Source organism: Bacteroides sp. MSB163 (genome assembly GCF_036416795.1).
GTDB lineage: Bacteria > Bacteroidota > Bacteroidia > Bacteroidales > Bacteroidaceae > Bacteroides > Bacteroides maternus.
This window is the reverse complement of sequence record NZ_CP143867.1, coordinates 5,837,398-5,861,329: the sequence shown is the minus strand read 5'-3', so window position 1 is coordinate 5,861,329 and position 23,932 is coordinate 5,837,398. Positions and strand designations below refer to the sequence as shown.

General features: G+C 39.8%; 14 protein-coding genes. 6 read left to right on the top strand and 8 right to left on the bottom strand.

The window, feature by feature from the left end:
- Positions 1-24: 24 nt before the first annotated feature.
- The 6 genes from VYM24_RS23105 (at position 25) to VYM24_RS23080 (ending at position 9,566) form a co-directional block, all read left to right on the top strand.
- A complete protein-coding gene (locus VYM24_RS23105) occupies positions 25-1,803 on the top strand; it encodes a RagB/SusD family nutrient uptake outer membrane protein (protein WP_330941014.1) in 1,779 nt (592 codons plus the stop codon).
- 185 nt (positions 1,804-1,988) lie between these two features.
- Positions 1,989-4,448: a hypothetical protein gene (locus VYM24_RS23100; protein WP_291555064.1), complete on the top strand. Its 2,460-nt coding sequence runs from the start codon at positions 1,989-1,991 to the stop codon at positions 4,446-4,448.
- A gap of 706 nt (positions 4,449-5,154) precedes the next feature.
- A complete protein-coding gene (locus tag VYM24_RS23095) occupies positions 5,155-7,023 on the top strand; it encodes a hypothetical protein (protein ID WP_044264557.1) in 1,869 nt (622 codons plus the stop codon).
- Positions 7,024-7,060: 37 nt separating this feature from the next.
- Positions 7,061-8,176: an alginate lyase family protein gene (locus VYM24_RS23090; protein WP_299092094.1), complete on the top strand. Its 1,116-nt coding sequence runs from the start codon at positions 7,061-7,063 to the stop codon at positions 8,174-8,176.
- A gap of 113 nt (positions 8,177-8,289) precedes the next feature.
- Positions 8,290-8,673 (top strand): transposase, encoded by a 384-nt coding sequence (locus tag VYM24_RS23085; protein WP_224320807.1) that lies wholly within the window; start codon positions 8,290-8,292, stop codon positions 8,671-8,673.
- A gap of 8 nt (positions 8,674-8,681) precedes the next feature.
- A complete protein-coding gene (locus tag VYM24_RS23080) occupies positions 8,682-9,566 on the top strand; it encodes an IS3 family transposase (RefSeq protein WP_244436642.1) in 885 nt (294 codons plus the stop codon).
- Between the two features lie 402 nt (positions 9,567-9,968).
- On the opposite strand, the gene VYM24_RS23075 is transcribed toward VYM24_RS23080, so the two are convergent.
- The 8 genes from VYM24_RS23075 to VYM24_RS23040 all read right to left on the bottom strand — a co-directional run bounded on the left by VYM24_RS23075 (position 9,969) and on the right by VYM24_RS23040 (position 23,924).
- Entirely contained in the window at positions 9,969-12,716 is a 2,748-nt protein-coding gene (locus VYM24_RS23075; protein WP_330941013.1) for an SdiA-regulated/phytase-like domain-containing protein, read from the bottom strand.
- A gap of 29 nt (positions 12,717-12,745) precedes the next feature.
- Positions 12,746-13,765 carry a hypothetical protein gene (locus tag VYM24_RS23070; RefSeq protein ID WP_330941012.1) on the bottom strand — a complete coding sequence of 340 codons (1,020 nt, stop codon included), beginning with the start codon at positions 13,763-13,765 and terminating at the stop codon, positions 12,746-12,748.
- Positions 13,766-13,796: 31 nt separating this feature from the next.
- Positions 13,797-16,508, bottom strand: a complete 2,712-nt coding sequence (locus tag VYM24_RS23065) for a hypothetical protein (protein WP_330941011.1) — start codon at positions 16,506-16,508, stop codon at positions 13,797-13,799.
- A gap of 123 nt (positions 16,509-16,631) precedes the next feature.
- Complete coding sequence (locus tag VYM24_RS23060; protein ID WP_330941010.1) at positions 16,632-17,297, bottom strand: TonB-dependent receptor plug domain-containing protein; 666 nt, start codon at positions 17,295-17,297, stop codon at positions 16,632-16,634.
- 68 nt (positions 17,298-17,365) lie between these two features.
- Positions 17,366-18,457 (bottom strand): hypothetical protein, encoded by a 1,092-nt coding sequence (locus tag VYM24_RS23055; protein ID WP_299089550.1) that lies wholly within the window; start codon positions 18,455-18,457, stop codon positions 17,366-17,368.
- Between the two features lie 18 nt (positions 18,458-18,475).
- The gene (locus VYM24_RS23050) at positions 18,476-19,162 is read right to left on the bottom strand and encodes a fasciclin domain-containing protein (RefSeq protein ID WP_299089553.1); all 687 of its coding nucleotides are present in this window, start codon (positions 19,160-19,162) and stop codon (positions 18,476-18,478) included.
- Between the two features lie 27 nt (positions 19,163-19,189).
- Positions 19,190-20,737: a RagB/SusD family nutrient uptake outer membrane protein gene (locus VYM24_RS23045; RefSeq protein ID WP_044263206.1), complete on the bottom strand. Its 1,548-nt coding sequence runs from the start codon at positions 20,735-20,737 to the stop codon at positions 19,190-19,192.
- A gap of 16 nt (positions 20,738-20,753) precedes the next feature.
- Positions 20,754-23,924 (bottom strand): SusC/RagA family TonB-linked outer membrane protein, encoded by a 3,171-nt coding sequence (locus VYM24_RS23040; protein ID WP_330941009.1) that lies wholly within the window; start codon positions 23,922-23,924, stop codon positions 20,754-20,756.
- Positions 23,925-23,932 lie beyond the last annotated feature (8 nt).

The following is a 23,932-nucleotide window of genomic DNA, read 5'->3' as shown; positions in this document are numbered from 1 at the left end:
TATATAAAAAAACACTTGAATATTATGAAATCAAAACATATAATAGCTATTACAGCATTGACATTTGCAAGCTTGACTAGCTGTACTTCCGTATTGGATAAAGATGACCTGACAGCTGTCAGCGAAAAGGCAACATGGAATAGTGAAATTCTGGCTACAGCTTTTTTGGATAAATGCTACAAAGATAATCTACCATCATTTAGTGGTGATTATTCTAAATATAGTGATGAAGGCAACGGAGGTGGTGATTTTATTCATGGCCGATTGACGGCGGTAGCTACTGCCGGAGGTCCGTTAGGAGAACATTGGCCTTATGACAAGATATATACTATCAATGTTTTGTTAACAAGTATTGATGGAGGTAGTTTGTCCGAGGACATCCGGAACCGTATAAAGGCACAAGCGCTTTTCTTACGTGCTTATCAGTATTTTGAGATGGTAAAAATTTATGGAGGTGTACCTTTGATTTTAACTCCGCAGGACAGACATAGTGACGATTTGTATGTTACTCGGAATACAGCAAAAGAATGTATTGACCAGATAGTGAAAGACCTTGATGATGCAGCGGCTTCATTGCCCAGTATTTGGGGTGAAAATGACTTTGGACGTATCACCAAAGGAGCAGCTATGGCTTTCAAAGGACGTGTGTTGATGACTTATGCCAGTAAGCAATTTAATCCGAACAATGACCGTACCCGTTGGCAGACAGCATACAATGCCTGCTTAGCGGCCCAAAAGGAACTGTCAGAGAACGGACAACGTGCTTTACATCCTGTTTATAAGGAGATATGGACAAAAGAAACTACCTCTGAGACTGTTATCACTACCCGTTTTCTCGATCCGGTGCGTACACACAATTTCATGGCAGGACTTCGTCCGTTGGAGTTTTCGGTAGGAGCTACCGGTAACCACCATCCTACATTGGATATGGCACTTGCTTTCCCAATGGCTGATGGTACTATTCCAGGAGTAGATGTAGATGGTGATGGTGTGAAGGAAGCTTTTGATCCTACTGCTACTGACGCTACCGGTATGTTCTGGTTGAACCGTGATCCCCGTTTCTACGATATCATCGTTTACAATGGTGCTGAATATCCATTGAATGGTATGCCGGAATGGTTTCAGGGTTGTATGTATACTTACAAAGGTGGCGAAGATACTCACAGTCCGACTGGCACAGGATTTTATTCATGCAAGTTTTCTATCCCTGAAAAGACAGCTACTGAAGCCAAGGATCACGGTGACATGGACTGGATTGAAATGCGTTATGCAGAAGTGTTATTGAATCTTGCTGAATGTGCTGCGGAAGTAGGAAATAAATCTGATGAAGTTTATACTATCCTGAAAGATATTCGTAAAAGAGCCGGTATAACGGCCAATGCGGACGGGCTCTATGGTTTAAAAGTAAATATGAGCCAACAAGAATTAGTTGATGCCGTTCTCTATGAACGCCGCATTGAATTGGCTTATGAGGGCAAACGTTTCTGGGATTTGCTTCGTCGCAAAATATTCTCTGATATGCAAGGATATTCCCGTTACAGAATTGAAATACAAGTGAAGAATGAATATGCTACTATGGCACGAAGAGATTTTATAACTATGATAAAGAGCGATCCGGAATTGATGACAAAGAATTATTTTAAGTATTTCACTACTCAAACCTGGAGAATTGACGAAACCTATCAATGGGACGTAAAAGACAGCTATTATTTCCAAGGATTGGCTCGTAAACATTTCGAACAGAATCCGAAATTGCAACAGACTATTGGTTGGGAAAGTGGTGACTTTGATCCATTAAAATAGTATACCAAAATACAGAATCTCTTAATTAAGGTATTTAGTTAAACCAATATTGAGCAAACTTTTACTCTCAGTAGTAGAAGTTTGCTCTTTTTTTACAAGCTTTTGAGACAATCTATATAATGGAAATCATTTTTTTCCTTTTCCTTTGTTACACCATTAATTAACTTTATTGAATAAGACAAAGAATGAAGAACATTTATTATCTACTATGCCTTCTTTTCCCCTTATCCATTATGGGGCAGGAATCAACAGGCAAAAGCCAGTGGGTTTATTCGGATGCTAACGGAAAGTTAGTGTATAAAGCCACTAAGAGAGGTGACCGGATTATCGACTTTTCACATGCCGGATATAAGGGCGGTGGTGTAACCTTGCCATACGTTCCGGCAAAACTGACCGTACATCCTTTAGGAGAAAATGAAGATTGCACGGATTATATTCAAAAAGCCATTGATATGGTTTCCGCACTTCCCAAAGATGCCGATGGCTTTCGGGGTGCAGTTCTGTTGGCACCGGGACGTTACGTATGTAACCGTTCTCTTCAGATAATGACAGATGGTGTCGTATTGCGCGGTAGCGGAAGTGATCCGAGTGGAAGCGTTATCGTCATGACCGGAGATAAGCATACAGCAATCGTGGTGAATAACGGCATCCGCCAACGTGCGGGTAATCGTTTAGGCGAAGCTGCTCCGGATGAAAAAAGCATAAAGGTGACTGACAAGTACATCCCTGCCGGTTCATATCGTTTGACGGTAACTGATGTTTCCGAACTTTCTGTCGGCGACAATATAGAAATACGCAAACCCGTAACCGAAAAATGGATCAAATATATGAAAATGAATGATTTGGTTCGTGACGGAAAACCTCAGACCTGGATAAAGGCAGGACGACAACTGATTGCCGAACGGACCATTGCAGGTATTGAAGGAAATACAATTGTGCTGAGTGTCCCGCTGGTAGACTCTTACGATGCGAAATTCACCGATGACAATACTACATTGGTAGTGACCAATAACATACAACGCCTCCGTCAGTGCGGTGTGGAGAATCTGCGTATCGAGTCACCCGCACAAGCGGTCAATCACGGGAAAGCATTATATTATGCACTAAGAATCAACGGAGAAGACTGTTGGGCAAAGGACATCAATGCATTGGAAACCATGGAGAGTATAGGTGTAGGCGGGCGACGAATTACTTTGCAGCAGATTAACGTAATCAGAAGGGCTTTGCACCAGGGAGCTTCCAAACCGGCGGAGTTTGCACCGAACGGAGGACAAATTCTGATTGACCGTTGTTCGGTAGAGGGAGATAACATCTGGTTTGTGGCACTTGGCGCCGGACAAACAGGGCCTATTGTATTCCTTAATTGCAACTTCAAAGGAAATGGCCGTATAGAAGGACATCAACGCTGGAGTACAGGTTTATTGCTTGACAATTGTAATTTACCGGGCGGAGGTATTGATTTCAAGAACCGTGGTTCCATGGGTTCCGGTCATGGTTGGGGCACAGCCTGGTCTGTTGCCTGGAATTGCTTGGCGAAGAGTTATGTAAATCAGATTCCCCCGGGCACTTATAACTGGGTAATAGGCAGTAAAGGAGAAAGTACTCCGTTGCGTCGTCCCTTCAATCAGTCCGGTCCTACGTTGCCGGTAGGTGTTTTCGACTCGCATGATACTCCGGTTGCCCCTCGAAGTCTTTATCTGGCGCAATTGAAGGAGCGTTTGGGCGAATCTGCATTGCAAGCCATTGGATATGGGGCTACCGTGCAGTTACCTTCCCCTGTCCGTTCCGACTATGTTTTTCAGGGAGGTATGCAAGCCTCTCGCGAGTTAACGGGAAAAGATTATAGAGCTATACACGAATATATGCGTGCCTTGGGTTGGGACTATTCCGAACATCCCAATATCTCGAAAAACGACCATTATGACGGTGTGCATTGTGAAGTTCTTTTTGATGCTGCCCTGCAGCAATATGTTTTCAAATTCACCAATCATGCCAATGCCGGGGCTTTGGACAGTGACCGGGGAAGATTACTGAGTGACCGCCAGCGCAATGAGATGAAAAGCCAGACAAACCATGATTGGTATCATCTGAACGGAAACTGGAACGAGTGGCAACGGCTGGAATGGAAACTCCGCATACCCAAAGGTTTCCAACCCACCACCAAGTTCTGTCATCTTCACCAACTGAAGGCGCAGGAAGGTAATAATGGCGCACCACTCATTACTATCAGTACCCGTTGCGATGAAGACGGAGGGAATAAGCGTGTACAAGTAATTCATACAGGCGACACACGAACGTCCGGCAAGGGTATTATTATAGACAACCTTCCGCTTGCCGACTTTGAAGATGAATGGATACAAGTGGAGACAGAAATGCATTATACCCATCATGGCACATTCCGCATCAAACTGACCCGTATCAGCGATGGGAAAGTGCTTGCCGACCAATCTTTCGCAGATGTAGACTTATGGAGGAAGGGGGCGACAAGTATCCGGAATAAATTTGGTATTTATCGCAGTCTGGGGCGGAAAATGCAAAGTGCATCCGACAGACCCGATAACGGACTTAAAGATGAAAGCCTACAGTTGGCTGATTTCAAAGTTTATGAAGCGCATACCAATCCGAATCCTCAGCCGCACGACTAATCGTTTTTTCAGAAAATGACCTATAAAAATCATTTTGTCATAGTTGACAAAATGATAATTCTATTGTCTCAGATTCCTTTCTTTCCGCCCAACGGTGGGGGAAAAAGAAAGAACGCAAGCATTCCTTATTAAAGAAGTGCGGAAAGAAAGGAAAAGGGGACAGAATTACAAAAAGGGATGCAATGACTGTTGTATCTTAAATAAAAATAATATCTTTCATGCGCTTTATGTGTGAAAATAATATTTTTCCTCCGAATACTTTCCCGATATAACCAGAAAAGAATATAACCCGATAAGTAAAGGGCTACACCTTATATCCGAGATGGTGTCACCCTTTATGCAATATGGCTACACCCTTTCGGGCATAAGGTGTAGCCTTATCACGAAAAAGAATGTTAGTTTTGCCCGAAAAGAAGGTATGTTAAGAGGAAATACATGGTTTGTTTTGGGTAAACAGACCGTCTGTTCCGGTCAGATAGACCATCTGTTTGGGAAAAACAGATGCTTAGTCTGGCTAAAAGATCGTTTTCTCCTCAAAGCCCTGTTAGAATAATCGCCCATAGTATATCTTTGTGTTGATGAAATGCTATAATCTTTGTCATCTTGAAACAGAGCGATACAATATTACAAGGAAATGAGATAACACTACAAAATGAAGAGAAGAAATCTCCCTTTCTTTACATATCACAAAAAGTAATAAATACATATGAAATCACAACTTGTATCTTTATGTATCGGGAGCTTATGTTTTGTAGGCAGTTACTCCCTTAATGCCCAGGAAAGTTGGCAATCGCAACTCGTTATTCAGGATGAATCTGGAAGCCTGACTTATAAGAAAGATAATGATGGTTTTGTCATTCCGGATTTTAGTCAGGCAGGATACGGGAATGGAAAAGACATTCCTGTGGTCAGTTTGCCGGAACGCACCATTACTCTCAGGCCTCTGGAGGACAAGGAGGCCGACAATACGCAACATATACAGAAAGCCATTGACGAAGTAGGAAAATATGCTTTGGACGCAGAGGGTATCAGAGGAGTCGTATTGCTGAAAGCCGGACGATATAATGTGGACGGGACGTTAAACCTGACATACGACGGAGTCATTTTGCGTGGCGAAGGTAATTGCTTCTCGGACAATGATTCCACGGTTCTCTACGGAAGAAATGCGGCAGAAAAGGCTAAACGGCTTATTTTAATGGGAAATTCCTCTGCGCACAATTGGGGAAATGGGAAAGGTGATGCTCAGGTAAATATTGTAACACAGAAGGTGATGCCCGGCGATTATTCCTTTCAGGTGGAAGATGCAAGCGCCTATCAGGCAGGCGACTTGATTTGTATTAAATATCCTACCACAACAGCTTGGCTGGAAGCAGTCTGGTATGGCGGCAATACAAAGCGCGACACAGATGAAAGCAAGAAATGGAAAACTAAGGATATTGATATTTCCTATCATCGCTACGTCACCAAAGTGGAAGGAAATATGATTGAAGTGGATGCTCCCATATTTTATGCGCTCGACGTACAGTATGCCCAGGCATATATCTACAAGATTTCAAATCCGGGAACAATCCGCCACAATGTAGGCATTGAGAATCTGCACATCTCTTTTGAAAGAAGTCCGGAGAATTCTACGGCTAACGTCGATCAGAATTGTATCTATATGAGTTCGTTGGAGAATTCATGGGTGAAAGGTGTTTCAATGTCCGGTTTTGTTCATGCGGGTATTAAAACGACTTCCACTACGAGGAGTACAATTGAAGATTGCTATGCTATTGATCCCTCCGGACTTTGTACGGGAGGTACGTATTATAATTTTGAGAATTACCATCGTTCACAACTCATCTTATTGAAAAACTGCTATGCCCGTAACGGGCGTCATCACTATATCTCTAATGGCTGTGCCTCCACCAGCGGTATTGTTGTGTTGAATTTCCATTCGGAACTTTCCCTTGCACAAGCTGAGGGACATCGGTTGTGGTCGCAGGGGATTTTGTTTGATAACTGGATGGAATTGGGAACTATAAAATCAAATGCCGGGAAAATAGGTATGTATCTGCGTGACAATATGGGAAGCGGTCACGGATGGGGAGGCACCAACAGCGTATTCTGGAATTGTGATGTACAAGACGGTGCCATTTATCTGGATAAAGTGCCTACGGGACAAAATTATGCTATCGGATGCACTGCTAAGACAATACGGAGATACCGCAACAATATGAGTGAATATACCAATGGATATATAGAAGGGCAGAATCGTAAAGGCTTGCAGCCCGCATCACTCTATGAGGCTCAGAGGGCGGCAAGAGGCATCTCTACGGGGCTAATACCTGAAACAGGCAGAGAAGATATCCCGCACATTATTGTGGAAACAAATCGTGTGAGAGTAAAATCGCTAAAAGATGCATGGATATCTATTTACACGACTCATGGAAGCATGGTGCAGATGCTCAAATCTTCTTCTGACAATTGGGTGGAGAGTATGCCATTGAATGATGATTTTTACGTAGTTCGTGTGCACGAAGCCGGCCAGAAAGCTTATAGCCGGAAGGTTCTGATAAGAACTGTCGGAAAATAATATAATTATAATATCAGCAATAAATTTCTTAACGATTATGACTAAAAGAACTTTTTTCTCACTCCTGTATGCGTTGATATGTACTGTTAGTTTCGGACAGAAATTCGCACATCCCGGAATGTTACACGTGACCTCTGATCTTGAATTCATGAAAGCCAAGATCCTTGCAAGTGAGGAACCTTGGAAGGAAGCATGGAGCCAACTCAAGTCATCGGAAATTGCTTCGCTCAATTATAAACCAACTCCTTTTAAGGTTGTAGATAACGGACCTTATAATAAACCCGATAATGGAGGGAAAGAGTTTGTACGTGATGGTGCGGCAGCCTATACCATGGCTTTACAATGGTATGTGGAAGGGGATAAAGCTTATGCGGAAAAGGCTATCGAAATATTCAATGCTTGGGCTCAGACTCTTGATTCGGTCGTAAATCACAACCGTCAATTAAAGGTGGGTACGGCGGGAATCAAATATCTCAATGCTGCCGAGATAATAAAACATACTTATAAGGGCTGGAATGCCAAAGATCGTAAAGCATTTGAAGATATGGTCATCAATATCTGGTATCCGGTGATAAAGGATTGGACGCCTCGTTATAATGGCAATTGGGATGCTGCCAACGGACAAACACTTATGTGTATAGGCATTTTCCTTGACCGACGGGATATTTTTGATACTGCCTGTAAGCAGCTTACCGATGGTAATACGAATGGGGCTATCAAAAATTATTTTTATGAAAGCGGACAATGCCAGGAGAGTGGACGTGACCAACAACATGTACAGATGGGCCTTGCTTTCCTTGCTTGTGCCGCCGAAATTGCCTGGAATCAAGATATAGACTTATATGGAGCATTTGACAATCGCCTCTACAAAGGATTTGAGTATACGGCCCGATACATGTCCGGCGAAGAAGTTCCTCATGTGCAGTATATCACTTGGTTTGGAAAGTCGGTCTATGGACCTGAGATCTCATCCAAACAACGGGAGAAGATCTGTCCTGCCTGGGAACGGGCTTATCATCATTATCATGACCGTAAAGGAATGGATATGCCGTACACTCGTAAGATGATTCAAAAAAGTCGTCCGGAAGGAACGGACAATCAATCGTTTATGCCTTGGGCGTCGCTGACCAGTATAGGTTTCCCTGTCCGATAAGACTTTCCTTTATTGATTATTCTGTAGCGAAGTGCGATAAATAAGACTCCACGAAGAAGCTATCATTCTGTAGTGTACTGAATAAGTTGACACTTCAAAAATCGAAAATAAAGATGAAATATTCGAAAAAGAAGTACAACTATTACAGTGATGATGAACGAATGTCTTATATTCGTGAGTATTTATCAAGTCCCGAGAGCAAATCTCAGTTTTGTAAGCGTAACGGCTTTTGTGCCAAGCTTCTTACTTATTGGCTTAACAAGTATCAAATGGAAGACAAAGCTATGGGTATATCACCTAAACCGGTAAATAGCGATGCTATTGATTCTAGTATTTCTGAGCTCCAGAAAGAACTATCGCTATTGCGTGCTGAGAACCGTAAACTTCATCGGGCTCTTGCTGATGAGAGTTTACGTCATGAGGCGTGCGAAGAACTCATCAATCTTGCTGAATCCACGTATCATATCAAGGTACGAAAAAACTCCGATGCCAAGTAATCGACACCTTGTCACAGAGGCACTCAACCCGACGCAAACATGGTTGTATAAAGTTCCTCTGTGATTACTTCGGCATAACCCGACAAGGTTATTACAAGCATGTGAACCGGCATTTGGAGGTTGATATCCTTACCACAAGCATCGTGTTGTACTGCAAGGAACTGTTGGAGCTCATGCCCAAAGCTGGTATGCGCGAGTTATACGCCTGCTGCGTGAGTAAGTTTGGACCAAAGATGGTTATCGGTCGTGATCGTTGTTATGACATTTTTCGCTCCAATGGTTTGTGTCAACGTACAAGTCGCAAGCGTCCTAAAACAACGAATTCGAACCATAATTACTATATCTACCCCGATCTGTTGAATGTTGCGCCCAAATTTGTCGCTACGCGATTGGGCGCTATGGTAGTGGCGGATATAACCTACGTAAACACCGGTCAGGGCTGGGCTTACCTCTCGTTGCTTACCGATGCGGCAAGTCGTGCCATCGTTGGATATGCGCTTTACAAAACTCTTGAGACGGAGGGGCCCTTGAAAGCTTTGGAGATGGCAATATCATTCTATGAGAAGTATCACATAGACATGAGCACTCTTATTCATCATTCTGACCGGGGTGTCCAATATTGCTCAAATAAATATGTAGAGAGGCTTAAAGAGCATCAAATCAACATCAGTATGACGCAGTGTGGTGATCCTTTGCATAATGCATTGGCTGAAAGAATGAACAACACCATTAAAAACGGTTGGCTATTCGACTGTGATGATGAGAGCTTCGAGCAAGTAAGCAAGCGCATTGAAGATGCTGTATATGTATATAATCATGTGCGGCCTCATCAAGGGATAAACATGAGGACACCTATGGAAGTGCTCAGAGAAACGGTAGGATTTACAGCATAATACCCGCTCGTCGGGACGGGGGGGCCCGCCCCTTGCCGCTAGGGCGATCCCCGACCGAAGAGTTCTTGTTTGTTGGCAACATTACATTTTCCTGAAGAAGGCTTGCGTAAATAAAGGAAGATGCATAAATTTGCAAGCACCAACAAAAGACAACTAAAATAGGAATAAGAAAAACAAAAGTAAACCTCTTTAGATATTAAAGTATATTGAGTAAACTAATCCAGTTATAACAAACGAAGTTGTCAACTAAAACCAGTACACATCATTCCCCCCTGCGGAACGTTTATTTCTCAGGCAAGAAACGTTCATTTCTTGCCTGTGAAACAAATATTTCTTGCCTGTGAACATATTGTTCCTTAAAACGGAAATAATCTGACTATGCCTCCGCCGTTTATTAGCAATTTATCTTATCTGTTTTACGTATCGACATGCTTTCCCGTCGTCAGTAATCCCCTCTATCACCACAGTATAAGTGGAGGGACGGTCGGCAGTATAGAAACTAAGCCCTGCTTCTCCTTTCTCATCCAAACGGATATTGGGTTCCCAATGAATAGTAGTACGTTTGTCGGAATTGATAATTTTACGACTTTCCTCGGTGGGGTATTTAGGAGCATAGAATTCTGCATTCTTAGCATAGGATAAATAACCGATACGGGCAATGCTCGGAATAGACGAACCTATAATTCCTTTGGAGAGATAAGTACTTATGTATACTTTCTGAGGCTGAACAATCAGAGGTAGCGCATCGCCAATTTGCGGTGCATTAGCTATTGTTGCGGCTTCTGTTTCTTCATAATTTTCCCAAGTATAATGATCCTCGCTGTTTGCAATATACATTGCTTTGTCCCGTACAAAATCTATAGACTTCACATCTCCGGCATGCAGATTTTCCAGATCTTGTATATTCTTTAGTTCATATCCATCCACTATGACGGGTACTCTTTTCCAAAAGCGTTCCCAGTAACCGGATATCGGACTATCACCATTAGAACCGGATATTTTACTATAAGAGCTTTTTTCATTGAAGTTTCTGTTTGGAACTAATACAAACATCTGACTGGTATTATTTCTAACCCCGGAATGAACAACAATATTAGGAGTTCTCTTTAATAAATCCAAAGCCGTCTTTTCATTTATCTGTTCTATCTTCTCCGGTTCAACCACTTTATATGAGATCCACCCATTCGGTAATTGCAAAGCAGTGATCTCTACCTCTGGTAGCCGGTATATTTTTTCTCCATTTACAAGAGTATAATCTTCGCGCACGCTCTTAATGAAAGCTTTACTTTTCAAAGGTATATCTTCTTTTTGCCAATGCAAATGGTTGATACCGGGGTATTCTATTTCATTCATATAAATACCATATCGCCATTTGGGTTTCTTCCCGGCACCATAAATTAAGAACCCAGTCAAATGTTCCTTTACTTGTTGAAAATTATGGGTAAAACAAAACTCTCCTTTTTCATTGGAGACAACAATTTGTTTGAAAGCTTCTTGAGGATTATTCACAAGCAGTGCAAAATGAGACAATTTCTTCTTATCAAAATGACTTTCAACATATCCGCAGATTTGCTGAGTTCTCTCAACTTCATATTTATACTTCTGTTTCGCTTCTCTCAAATTTGTACTCACATTATATCTACGCCAGCCGTGTGTTAGCATGAGCTGATCCAAATGCTTCTTGACGTTCGGAGTGTGAGAAGAGAAATAGTAACCAGGCGAAAAGACGTTGCCTTTTAAATCAGAATTCAGCAATAGTTCACTGACCACATGATTGGCGTTAGGATCTATATTTACAGCGAAATCATCAGTCACACTCAAAGAGAAGTTTCCTTGAATCGGCATTTGCTGCTCATTCAACACGCGTAATCCTATTTTTATAGGTTGGCGGCTATCGGCCGGGCTACCCAAAGCAGCCAACTGAAACACCGCAGAAGGCTTCCTGACAAAAATAAGCCGTTCGCTTACTACTGTCGTATCCCGATTGAACAATGTGAAATGAGCAATTCCTTCAGGAAATAAATCGAGAGGGAGACTATCGGATAATTGTTCATGAGATATGACACGATTCAAGAGAATCCTGCCGCGTGTATGCACTGACAGATCGAAATTTTCATTTGATTCTCTATCTGAGGGAGTGAGTATACGGTAGTGTACAAAAGTAGTATCCTGACGTATGGCAAGAGAAACATGAGTACTGGAAGCTTTAGGTAAAATAAAACTCCGTTCATTTCCAAAGTTGTCTTTTACCAAAGCACACAATGTATCTTTCTCTTCAGTCCGAATAGCAAAGGAACCTATACCTGCATACTCACTGTTGAATGTAGCTAATGTATCTTTTCGCTGGTTTAAGACATATCCCCCTACGGTTATGATTTCACCGGTAGATGTTTCTGCTTTAAAGGCAACTTGCTGTTGTACTCCTGCCAGTAAATGCCCTCCTTCAGGGTAGAAACCGACCGTATATTCATAATCCTGCGGCAGAAAGATACGCTTACGGTGTACATATTCCTTCTCGTATAGAGAAAGGTAAACGTAAGGTTCCACGTCTTTCTCTCGTTCGGGTAACTTAAAGCGTATTTGCCCCTCGGTATTTGTTTTCACACGGTGAAAGCGATTCTTATATTCTTTTGTGCGAATCATGTACTCAACACGAGAATTTGCATAGGGAGTTCCATCTTTACGCAACAGGGTAATAACAATATATTTCCCATCGGCTTCTTCCGAATCATATTCGATGTTCGCAGTGAGTAACGAAGAGGTATTGGCATATACAGGAATCTGTTTGGTAAAGAAGAACTCCTCTCCTTGATTTCTCATGAAATTGGTGTAAGCACGAATTTGATAATCGGCTTCTTCAATATCTTTTTCTAAAGAAATGAAGTTAAAGAAATGCCCGTTCTCCTCTTTTATCTTTTTACGTTGAATTACCTTATTTTTCCGGTTTATGAGTTCGATGTATAAAAAGCGACTTTGCACATCACTTTCTTTATGTGTTTGCGCATTTACCAAATAGCCTTTCAGCCAGATGGTGTCACCGACTAAATAAAAAGGCTTATCAGTATGGAGATATACCTTCTCTTGATATGGTATAGCAATTTTTTGAGAACAAATGAAAACTCCTATTAGTGATAACAGTATATATTTCATAATGTTTTCTGATAAATTCTCCCTTCACCCTAATCGTGGCTTTCAGGCTTGGGATTTGTATTTTTCTCATAAACCTTGAAATCTGCCAGTTGCAAGGTCTCATCTTTTATTCCATTAGTAGGACGATCATCAATACTTTCCATCTTTCTTCCAAAGCTACGATAAATGCCGAATTTATTTCGGATACTTATCGCTCCTTTCCGCCATAGGTCAATATTGCTAAAAGCTTTATCAACTAATACTTTACTATCACTGATACGTGTCATCTTAATACTGAACGCCCCATCGTGCGTAAAGTGCATCTCTGTTTCTACTTGTATCCATTCATCTTCAAAATCAGACAATGGCAGATTGTCTATGATTGTTCCTTTAGTAGTAGCATTATTATCACCGGTATGGATCACTTGTACACGACGGTTACTGCCATTACTATTGCAGCGGGGAGTTATGGTTATCAATGGAGAACCATTATTACCCTCCTGTGCCTTTAATTGGTGAATATGACAGAAACTTGTAGAAGGTCTGAAATTTTTCGGAATACGGAATTTCCATTCAAGGCGTTGCCATTCATCCCAGTTACCATTCAATTTATACCAGGCAGCAGTAGTTTGTGTTTTCATTTCATTACGTTGGCGGTCTTCCAGTTTCCCCCGGTCACCGTCAAGGGCATCAGCATTGGCATGGCTGATAAACCTGAAAATATATTGCTGTATCGTTTCGTCATATATAACTTCGCAATGCACTCCGTCTTTATGATCTTTATCAGATGAATTGGGATGTTCAGAATAGTCCCATCCATAAGAGCGCATATACTTATGGATTTCCGAATAATCTTTTCCAACCAGTTGTTGTGCGGCTTGCATATTTCCCTGCAGTTTATAGTCATTCGGTTCTGGTTCTGGGGCCGGTTCCGGGGTAGGCTCAGGAGTTGGTTCGGGGTCGGGCTGTTCAGTATCTGGTTTATCACTTTCTTCTTTTGAACAAGAACTTATTCCACATAAAAGAATAGTCAATACAGATAGTGCTAAAAATAATTTTATACGCTTCATGATATCAAATTTAAAATAAAAAATAAGCTGCTTATCTTTTTAATAAATGTTCATAGCGACAAGGTACACCTTTATCTGTTATACCTTCAATAATAATTGTATAATAGCTGGGACGATCAGCTGTGTAAAAGTGTACGCTGGCATTACCTCTTTCATCGGTTCGGAGTTGAGGCTGCCAGTAAATGGTGGTACGATTATCCGGTACAAGTGATTTGCGTTCTTCGTCTGTTACGTATTTAGGGCTATAAAAGGATTTATACCGATTAAAGCCGAGCAGAAATGCCGTGTCCCCTTGGGAAGTACGCGGTATCTCTAAATTACCGGTACGTGAGGTTAACACAATACATCCACCGGAAATACTTTGAGTACCATCCTTCATTTTCTGGAGTTGTCTGTCCACTTCTAGTTCTTCCAATTCTTCTAAGGTGGCACCACTCTCAAAAGCTTCATTATAGGCTGCTTCCAAGTATTTCAGATTTTGAGTAATATTGACGGCTGCATCAACTTCCGGATCGATTTTATGTACTCCTACGATGTCTTCCGCATTGATGAGAGAAAGAGCATTGAAACTGATCGTTTTGTTATCCAGCATGAAGCGCGCAGTACGGCCATAATCTATTTTCTCTTTGGGACGCAAGGCATTCCTGTTATTTACATCATTAGACATCAGATGTTCCGGACGTTGGGAGTATTTGGGGTTTATATAGGGACGATTATCTATAATTCGGAATCCGGGAACATTCTTGACTAAATCGAGTGCCGTGCGCGCATCTTGTTGAGCCAACATCTCTTCATCATCCATTTTATAGGAAGAAAAACGATCTTTTACTAAACTTCTGGCATTAATCACGACTTCTGGAAGACGTAGCATCAAGACTCCGTCTTCTCTGACAAAAGGTGATTGCATTTCTTCTATATATTCGTTTTGTTGCTCATATTTTGCATCCTTGTATGGATGGGTGTTTACTGCTTCCGGAAAATAATCCCTGTCTATTCGGATATTAGCATGAAAGATTTTTCCTTTTTCTATTACCTGTGCTTCAGCTCTGGCTGTATCTGCAAAACTTAACTTATCTACAATAAACACTCCGTCATTATCTGTCTGTGTTGAGGGATAAGGACGTTTATTGACAAAAACATTCACAGTTTTTCCAGAAAGTGGCTTATTACGAATATCTAATACCTTACCGGAAACAGCTTGTCCGATTTCCATAAAGTATTTGGGATTCTTTTGCTGTTCTTTAAGAATGTCTTCTACATTAAAACGACTCCACCCTTGTGTTATCATCAAATTATCCAGACAGGCTTTCAATCGCTGAGAATTATCTTTAAAGTAATATCCGGGTGTTTCAATGTATCCTTTTATATCTGATGTCAGCAGCAAATTAGAAAGAATATTATCTGCTGTAGAATCACATCTGATAGCATAGTTATCTGTGACGCTTAAAGAGAAATCCCCCTTTATAGGTTGCCCTGACAGATCGGAGAGGTGGATATCAAGAGATATCGGTGAACGCGAACCATAGGATGCCTTATCAGAGGCTAACTGCCAGATTGAATGATTTTGGCGAACGAATACAAGGCGTTCACTGTGTGGAACGTAATTTCCATCCAATAAAGTAAGGGTTAATATCCCTTCAGGGATGGATTTCAGGCTGACCGCTCCTTGTCCTTTCTGTAGGGGTTGTACAAATAGGAGAAAACCACGAACATGGGCTATCAAGTATAAATTATCCGGCAACCTCTCTTGGGGAGAATGTAATATTGTGTAATGTATGATGCCATTACGTTCGGTAATGGATAAAGAAAATTTGTCGGCCTCCGGATCAGGCAGTAAAAACTCTTTCTTCATATCTCCTGTAATAGAACTAACGACTGCTTTATATTTTTCACCTATTGAAATAGGTAGCATAAAACTGCCGATACCTGCATAAGAACTCTTAAAATGAGTAATGGTATCACCTTTACTGTTCAAAATACTACCAGTCACTTCTACTGAATTTCCATTTGTGTCTATAGCTTTTATACCCACTTTTTGGGTACATCCCGAAATTAAGCTACCACCTTCCGGAAAAAAATCGACATGGTAGTCAAAAGCATCCGGAACATAAAATGTGTGTTTGTGCTTTAACTGTTTATCTTCCAATACAACATAGATATATTGTTCTATTTTATCTTTTTCAGGTATATCTATTTGAATCTCTCCGTTCTTGTTAGTCTGTTGCTGACGGAACTTATTTTCGTATGGCTTGGTACGAACCATATAGTGTACGTAATTACCTGCATAGACAGTATTGTCGGGTCTTTTGAAGGTAACAGTTGCTATACGTTTTTTCCCTTTCTGTTCATATCTTATTTCCGGATACATAAACGAAGATTGAGAAGCAAAGACTTTTAGATTTTTGGAAAAATAAAAGTCGGATTTTTCGTTTAACATCCAATAGGTATATGCACGGAGATAATAATCACCAGCCTCTAATGATTTTGGAAGAGGGATGAAACTTGAAAAGATGTCTTTACGTTGCTGAACCTTAATACGCTGCTGAACTTTATTTTTGCGATTTATGAGTTCTACATACACATAGTGACTGCCATTTCCGGAAAAGTGGGTAATGGCATTCACCAAATATGCTTTCAACCAAATAGTATCACCTGCAAAATAATATGGTTTATCGGTATGTAGATAGACTTTCTCTTGCGGCAAATTAGTAACTTGTTTAAATGAACTGACAATATTGTTCATATAAATAGTATCTGTTTGTTGAGCATTACTTGTAAAGATGCTAACAAATAGTATCACCCATAAACTCAGGTAATATCTTATCCGGTTGTTTTTCATAGTGCATGCGTGTTTAGTAGTTATGTGCTATTTCTTAATTGTAGTAATAATTATAACACCGTTAGCTCCTTTCATGCCATAAGATGCACCATCTTTTTGTATTTCTACCTTGTCTACATCATTGATTGACACTACACCGTCTACTTCACTGCTACTTTCATATAAAGTGCCGTTGACAACAAATAAAGGCTCATTATCCAAATCAAATGAACTTCCTCCGCGAATTGTAATTTTGTCTCCATTCACTGTTACCCCCGGAATAGCTCCACCCTTAAATAGATCGTAAATGCTATTGGCTGATAACTTCTGAATTTGTTCACGAGTCAATACATTTGAGTTATAACTTGCACGGAGTATCCTGGTATATTCTCTTTTTTCTTCTTTCTGCCCATCGAATAAAATGAAAAATTTCTTTTCCAGTTTAAGAGAAGCTTGGGATAGCTTACCAATAGGGATAATTGCCTCTTCTTTTTTAGAAATAGATACTACCAATGTATCTGTGGGCTGTAAACCGGAAAAAGAGAATACTCCCATGTTATCTGTCTTTACACTTTCAGTAGTATTTTTTTTCCATACTTTTATCCCTTTTAAAGGACGTTGCTTGGCATTAACAATAACTCCCTTAAAGTCTTGACCAAAGACCATTGCAACATAAAGTGATGTGTACAAAACAAGAAATAATCGTTTTTTCATAATTACAAGAATTAAAAAAAGTATCTTAGGATACAATAACTCCCAAGATACTTTTTGATGAATGAATATTATTCTAAAATACCTGTATTAGAGGCGTAAGCGTCATCGATATATACTAACGGAATGTTTTTACCAGCATTGCCATTGGGTATATAAAGCTCCCAGTTATTGATAGACATACGACCTTCACAGGAGTTTTCAGTACGTGCATCTTTTAAAATATTACTCTTTAATACTTCCTGACCAGCTACATGCACAATGATTGCTTCACTTTCGTCAACAGACATGGATACCGTCTGATAAAGTTTGGCAGTAAATGTATTCATTGTATTCAGGTTGTGATATTCGTTATACGTAATTTTTTTGCCTGCAGCAGATGTATACTGAACAATTAACTGTACATTATAATCCGTGGTACCTTCCATCGTAAGTTCTTCATTAGGTACAGCCGGATACACTTCTCCACTTTTTAGCTTTCCCGGATACCATATCAGACGAATCTGGTTAATATAAGAACCATTGTTGGAAGCGTCGGAACGTAAATTCCAACGATACTCCAATGTTGCTTTTCCTGTTTTTTTCCCAACTACAATTTCTTGCATATTAGGGACATTAGAGTCAAAACCAAGTTTCATGCGGGTACTAAACGGAGTATATAACGTATTATCTCCAAAAGCACGGCGAAGATAACGAGTTACTTCTGCGGCAGAATTCACTTTTGCTTGCAGATATTGGTTACCGTTAGATTCTTTTTTAAGTGTTCCAGTTGTACTACCTTGTAAAGATAAAGAATGAGGAGTTTTCTCAAATTTATCAAAATAATAACTGGATACATACATCTTATGAGAACGAACTTGTGATTCTCCCCCAATACTAGCTCGACAGGTAATCGTGTAGGTACCCGGAGTGCTTGGCGCTTTCCAGGTCATTTCATTTAAACCTTGAGGTTGGGTCAATGAACCCGCATCACAACTCCATTCATAATTCGTATGCCATAAATCGCTGGAACGTACACACATCCATACTTTCACTTTCTGATTACAGTAGAATTCATCTCCATCTGTACTTAACGAATCTATTTCGATAAAATCATCATCACCACAGCTTGCAAAAGAGAAAGCACAAAGTAGAACAATGAAAAATTGATAAATATATTTCATAATCGTAATCTTTTTAGGTTATTTCATATTTAGTTGTTCTTTTGTAGGGCGATCCAACCAACTATCCATGACATGCATATATGAACCGTCAGCATTGTAAAGATTGGAAGTGCGTGGCTTGATGGAAGATTTGTAATGCCCATCAAAATTGTTGAATACAATGTTGGGATTACGGTCTTTCAATAAATACATATTTATTTTAGCTGTATCAGCTGTAGCTACCGTCTCAAACCAAGTTGGTTCTGCCGGAAGATTAGTGAAAGTATATTTACCCTTCACAATGTGATAAAGCAAAAATTCTTTCACTTGTTCTTTGGAATAGGCAGTCATACTTATAGGTGCGTAAGAAACAAGTTCTCCAGTTTCCTCATCTATATATGTTAGTTGATGCGTCTGAAAATAACTTAAATCAGTACTCGTCTCTGAGTTAAATGCTGTATTCGTTGGTAACAAGTAGGTCATTCCACTTTGTTTAAACTCATTTTCAACTCCTGCATACAAAATAGCCTCTTCCAACAAAGAAAATATATCTGTACGGGATTTGATAAATTCGAAAGCAGACATATCGATTTTATTACTTGGCATGCCAGCACTATAATCGTAATCGTATGAATCTTGATAATCTAACCCCAATAATTCACAGCTTGCTATAAAGAAAGGAATTACCATCAAGGCTAATGCTTTTTTATAATATTCTAGTTTCATTATTAACTCTTTTTTAATAGTTTGTTTTTAACGTTCAGTATAAGGTGGATTCTGATCTCCAACCAGTGCCTTGTTTGATTCAAATTCAGCATAATGAATTGGCCAGTATTTAGTGCCTTCATTACCGAAACCGGTTACTGTCACATCTGCTGCTTCCTGACGTGCGGAATAGATAGGGTCCATCACTTCTATTAAATGACCAGTTCGCATTAAATCAAACCAACGATACCCTTCTCCATAAAGTTCCAATTGTCTTTCTTGCAGAATAATATTTTCCACTTCATTTACATTATTAACATTGGATACTTCTAATTTTGCATCTTTCAAGTAACCCACACGAGTACGAACATCATTGACAATATTCAGTGCCTCATCTCCTCTGTTCAACTTATTTAAAGCTTCTGCACGCAGTAACATAATATTTGCCATACGCATCATTACCAGAGAAAACTCGCTGTCGGTTGTGTTCATTACTGAAAAATATGATTTATACACTTGATTAGAGGAATCATACTCGCGTTCAGGATCAATATTGCTGTATTTGATACATTTATTTACGCTTTCTACTCCAGCTGTATAACTTGCATACGTCAAAGGAACACGAGAGGCCTTATAGTATACTTTCACAGTGTCAATTGTATTCCAAAAACGTGCATCAGAACCTTCTCCGGAACGAAGCCGATCTATAAACTCATTAAAAATGGGTTCTGCCATTCTGTAACCATTATTCGTGTTACTTGCCCCTAAAAGTTGCGGCCAGCCACTTAAAGCTCCATCTGTTTCGTAATCCCATGCCATAGCAAAGATTACTTCTTTTGAACTACTAGGATTGGTGAAGATGTTTTTCCATTCAATTTCTCCATTAGATAATGACAAACTCTTATGGTTGATAAAATGTTCTGAAGCTGTTAAGGCATCTTGATAATCATTATACCACATGTAAACTTCTGTTAGTAAAGCGTACATTGCATCTTTGCCCAAATAAATTTTATCACTTGTATCAGATTGGTTAAAGTAACTGATAGCCTTTTCTATATCAGATAATATTTGTACCTTTACTTGTTCTAATGAAGAACGGGGAACAGCGATGGTATTTAGAGATCCATCCCATGGTTCCGTTATTATTGGCATTTTACCCCAAGTACGGGTTCCCCAAAAATACATATAAGCACGCATGGCATAACATTGTCCGATATATGGAGCATACTCGGATTCTAGGATATTGGGAATTGTCGGATATTTTTGAATACCAATATTACATCTGGAAATACAAGTGAAAAAAGGTTCCCAACTGGCTTCTGAGATATTGGGCATCAAGGCATTCATGTAAATCTTAGAATCTTCATAGGATGTACCGGTTACATTATCTGAACGTACATCACCAAAAAGAACCTGACGCTTGGAAAGTGCACTCTGAAACGCATCATAAATACCTGCATTCCAGTTCTTCATTTCAGCTTTATCTTTAAAGTAACTTGATGGAGACAAATCTGACAAAGGAGATCTGTCTAAAAAACTTTCACAACTTGATAAAGCCAAAAGACTTGTAAAAGCTAGTATTATATATTTCTTCATTTTCTTATCTTTTTAGTTAAAATCCAATGTTGAATCCAAAGCCAAACTCACGCTTACGAGGATATTTTGAACTGTCTTTACCTGGAGTTAGAACACCGCCACTCAATTCCGGATCATATCCTGTATAATTAGTCCAAGTCAGCAAATTGTTACCATAAATATATGCTTGTATTGAGCGGAGTGGAGTTTTACCTAAAAATTTAGGATCCACACTGTAACTTAATCGAACAGATTGTAAACGAATAAAAGTTGCATCTTCCAAGAACTGATCGCTCAAACTCATAGAGTGATTATTTGTTTTGCGCTGTTTGGAGTTCAATGCATACCAACTTGTGATCTCACCTGGATATTTCCAGCCTTGCATAATATATTCAGGAGTTTGTTTATGAGTATTTCCTCCCCATGAACAATAATAACGCTTCAAGTCATTCCAGACTTGTCCTCCCCAACTAACATAGAAGTTAAATGAAAGAGAAAAGTCTTTATATGTAAGGGTATTCCCCCAGGAGCCAAACCAATCAGGATTTGCTTTGCCTAATTCGGTCTGGTCGTTAGAATTGATCACATCATCTAACTCGCCGTTTTCATTAGGCTTGTTATACCATATGACATCACCACCACCAGCAATTACTCCATTTACTTTCATCTGAGCAATTTTGCCTGTATATTCAGTACCATCTGGGTTCAGATATTTTTCCAATGTTGGCTGACCATTCAAACCTATAACAACGTTACCTTCATCATCCCGTTTGAAAACAGGAGTCAGACGGTTTTTATAATCTTGAGTCCAGGCATTACTTGCGTCATATTCATATATCCCCAAATTCTTATAACCATAGAATAGACCAGCTGGTTTTCCTGCTGCAATCAGCCAAGCACTATTAATATAATCCTCACGTGCCAAATCAAGAATCTTATTATCATTCTTCCACCAATTTACAGTAGTACTCCAGCTAAAATCACGTGTTCTGACTGGTGTTGCTGTAAGTGATAACTCAACACCTTTATTTTCAATACTAGCCAAGTTTACACGCATTTTATCATAACCGGTAGTACTTGGAAGATTATAGTCAGAAAGCAAGTCACTCGTTTTCTTTATGTAATAGTCAGCAACAAACATAATACGTCCATTCAGAAAACTCAAATCCACACCGATATTTGTTTGCTTAGTCTGTTCCCATTTTAAGTCAGGATTACCATATTTAGATGCAGGTACAATACCACCTACTGAATTATAATATTGGGAACCGGCCGTATAAACGGTTTGCGATTCATAGCGTCCAATTTTATCATTACCAGTAATACCATAGCTGGCACGGATTTTGGCATCCGTAAGAATGTTATTAGCCCAACGCATGAAGGGTTCATCCGAAATACGCCATGCAGCAGAAACAGAAGGGAAAGATCCCCAACGATTATTCTTACCAAAACGGGAAGAACCGTCAAATCGAAGATTACCAGTCACGGTATAGCGACTCTTCCAACTATATACTACACGTCCAAATACACCTACCATAGCTTCATCCCAACCGGTTGTATTGATATTCTTCACGTCTTTTACAGTAGCCAAATTCATATAATGAATATCTTCGGAGAGAAAAAACGAACCGGCTATATTATATGCCAATTGATTACTAACTTCGAAACTACTACCAACCATAGCACTCAAAGAATGATCTTTGGCAATTGTCTTATTGAAGTTTAAATAAGCTTCGCCTGCATATTTCCAAGTTTGTTGGCTTTTATCTGCTCCTGTATTTTTCCCATTATCACTTCCTTCCAGATACTTGGATGAGAATGTTAAATTTCTATTAGATGTATAATCAGCTGAAATGTCAGCATCCAATCTTAACCAAGGAGTAAATGTCCAAGTTATACCCTGATAAAAGTTTCCTCTATAAGTCGAGCGTTCATCTAACTTTTGTTTTAGCTCAGCAATAGGATTACGACGTCCCCCCGAAGAATAATAGGGAATTAATTCACCATCCGGATACCAGATAATCATATCAGGATCACGACGCATGGCATCTTGCAAAACAGTTTCTTTAATATTATTAGTTTTATTGTAGCTTAAACGAACACGAGTGGTAAACTTTATATTTTTCCACGGTTCATAATCAACATTGACGTTAGCGGTATATTTGTCATTTCCAGACTCTAGAATTACACCCTTTTCGCCAATGTAGTTCAAAGATGCACGATATTTGAACCCTTTGGAACCACCACTAATTTGTACACTGGCATCATCACGTCCACCTGTACGGAACAATAAATCCTGATAATAATAGTTTGTACTATACTGCATGCCTACAGAGTCTGTACGTGCGGAAAACTTCTCTAAAGTTTTGGAAGGATTGTTTAAATCGGAAGCTGCCATACTTAAACGGCTTTCAAACGCATTAACCTGAGGCAATTTACGGGCAACAGTGTAAAAGGAATGTTGGTAACGTGCATCAACACGAGGTTTTCCTGATTCACCTGATTTAGTAGTAATCAGTATTACACCATTTGCAGAACGAGCACCATAAATAGCCGAAGAAGCTGCATCTTTCATAACGTCAATTTGCTTAATATCATTGGCAGAAATATCGTCAATGTTATCAACAACTACTCCGTCTACAACATACAGCGGAGAGACACCTTCATCACTAAAAGTAGAAGCACCACGAATAGATACAAATGAAGAAGAACCGGGTGCTCCGGAGTTTGATACGATTTGCATACCGGGAGCAGCACCTTGTAATGCATCAAAAACATTCACTGAATTCTTTTCTTCCAAGATTTTAGAATCAACCGAAGTCATTGAACCTGTAATATGTTTTTTGTTCATTGAACCGAAACCGACAATTACAACTTCATCCAGAGCCTGAGCATCTTCAGCCATTTCAATCTTCATTCTTTGACCGCTTGCTTTGTGCTCAACTGTTTTGTATCCCATAAAAGAGAAAACTAATGTGGCACCTTTATTGCATTTAATGGTAAAGTTACCATCTAAATCTGTAATACCACCAGTTGCTGTACCTTTCGTCTGCACAGTTACGCCAATCATTGGTTCATTGTTTTGGTCAACAACGACACCTGTCTGTGTAATTGTTTGAGCCATAAGATTAATACTCAAGACCAATGCTAATAGAACTAAAGATAACCGCCATAATAGCGATTTCGATTTGTGTTCTTTCTTTTTCATTAAACTAC

Coding starts and splice junctions, on each gene's coding strand:
- VYM24_RS23105 (WP_330941014.1), top strand. CDS start 25: ATGAAATCAAAACATATAATAGCTATTACAGCATTGACATTTGCAAGC.
- VYM24_RS23100 (WP_291555064.1), top strand. CDS start 1,989: ATGAAGAACATTTATTATCTACTATGCCTTCTTTTCCCCTTATCCATT.
- VYM24_RS23095 (WP_044264557.1), top strand. CDS start 5,155: ATGAAATCACAACTTGTATCTTTATGTATCGGGAGCTTATGTTTTGTA.
- VYM24_RS23090 (WP_299092094.1), top strand. CDS start 7,061: ATGACTAAAAGAACTTTTTTCTCACTCCTGTATGCGTTGATATGTACT.
- VYM24_RS23085 (WP_224320807.1), top strand. CDS start 8,290: ATGAAATATTCGAAAAAGAAGTACAACTATTACAGTGATGATGAACGA.
- VYM24_RS23075 (WP_330941013.1), bottom strand. CDS start 12,716: ATGAAATATATACTGTTATCACTAATAGGAGTTTTCATTTGTTCTCAA.
- VYM24_RS23070 (WP_330941012.1), bottom strand. CDS start 13,765: ATGAAGCGTATAAAATTATTTTTAGCACTATCTGTATTGACTATTCTT.
- VYM24_RS23065 (WP_330941011.1), bottom strand. CDS start 16,508: ATGAACAATATTGTCAGTTCATTTAAACAAGTTACTAATTTGCCGCAA.
- VYM24_RS23060 (WP_330941010.1), bottom strand. CDS start 17,297: ATGAAAAAACGATTATTTCTTGTTTTGTACACATCACTTTATGTTGCA.
- VYM24_RS23055 (WP_299089550.1), bottom strand. CDS start 18,457: ATGAAATATATTTATCAATTTTTCATTGTTCTACTTTGTGCTTTCTCT.
- VYM24_RS23050 (WP_299089553.1), bottom strand. CDS start 19,162: ATGAAACTAGAATATTATAAAAAAGCATTAGCCTTGATGGTAATTCCT.
- VYM24_RS23045 (WP_044263206.1), bottom strand. CDS start 20,737: ATGAAGAAATATATAATACTAGCTTTTACAAGTCTTTTGGCTTTATCA.
- VYM24_RS23040 (WP_330941009.1), bottom strand. CDS start 23,924: ATGAAAAAGAAAGAACACAAATCGAAATCGCTATTATGGCGGTTATCT.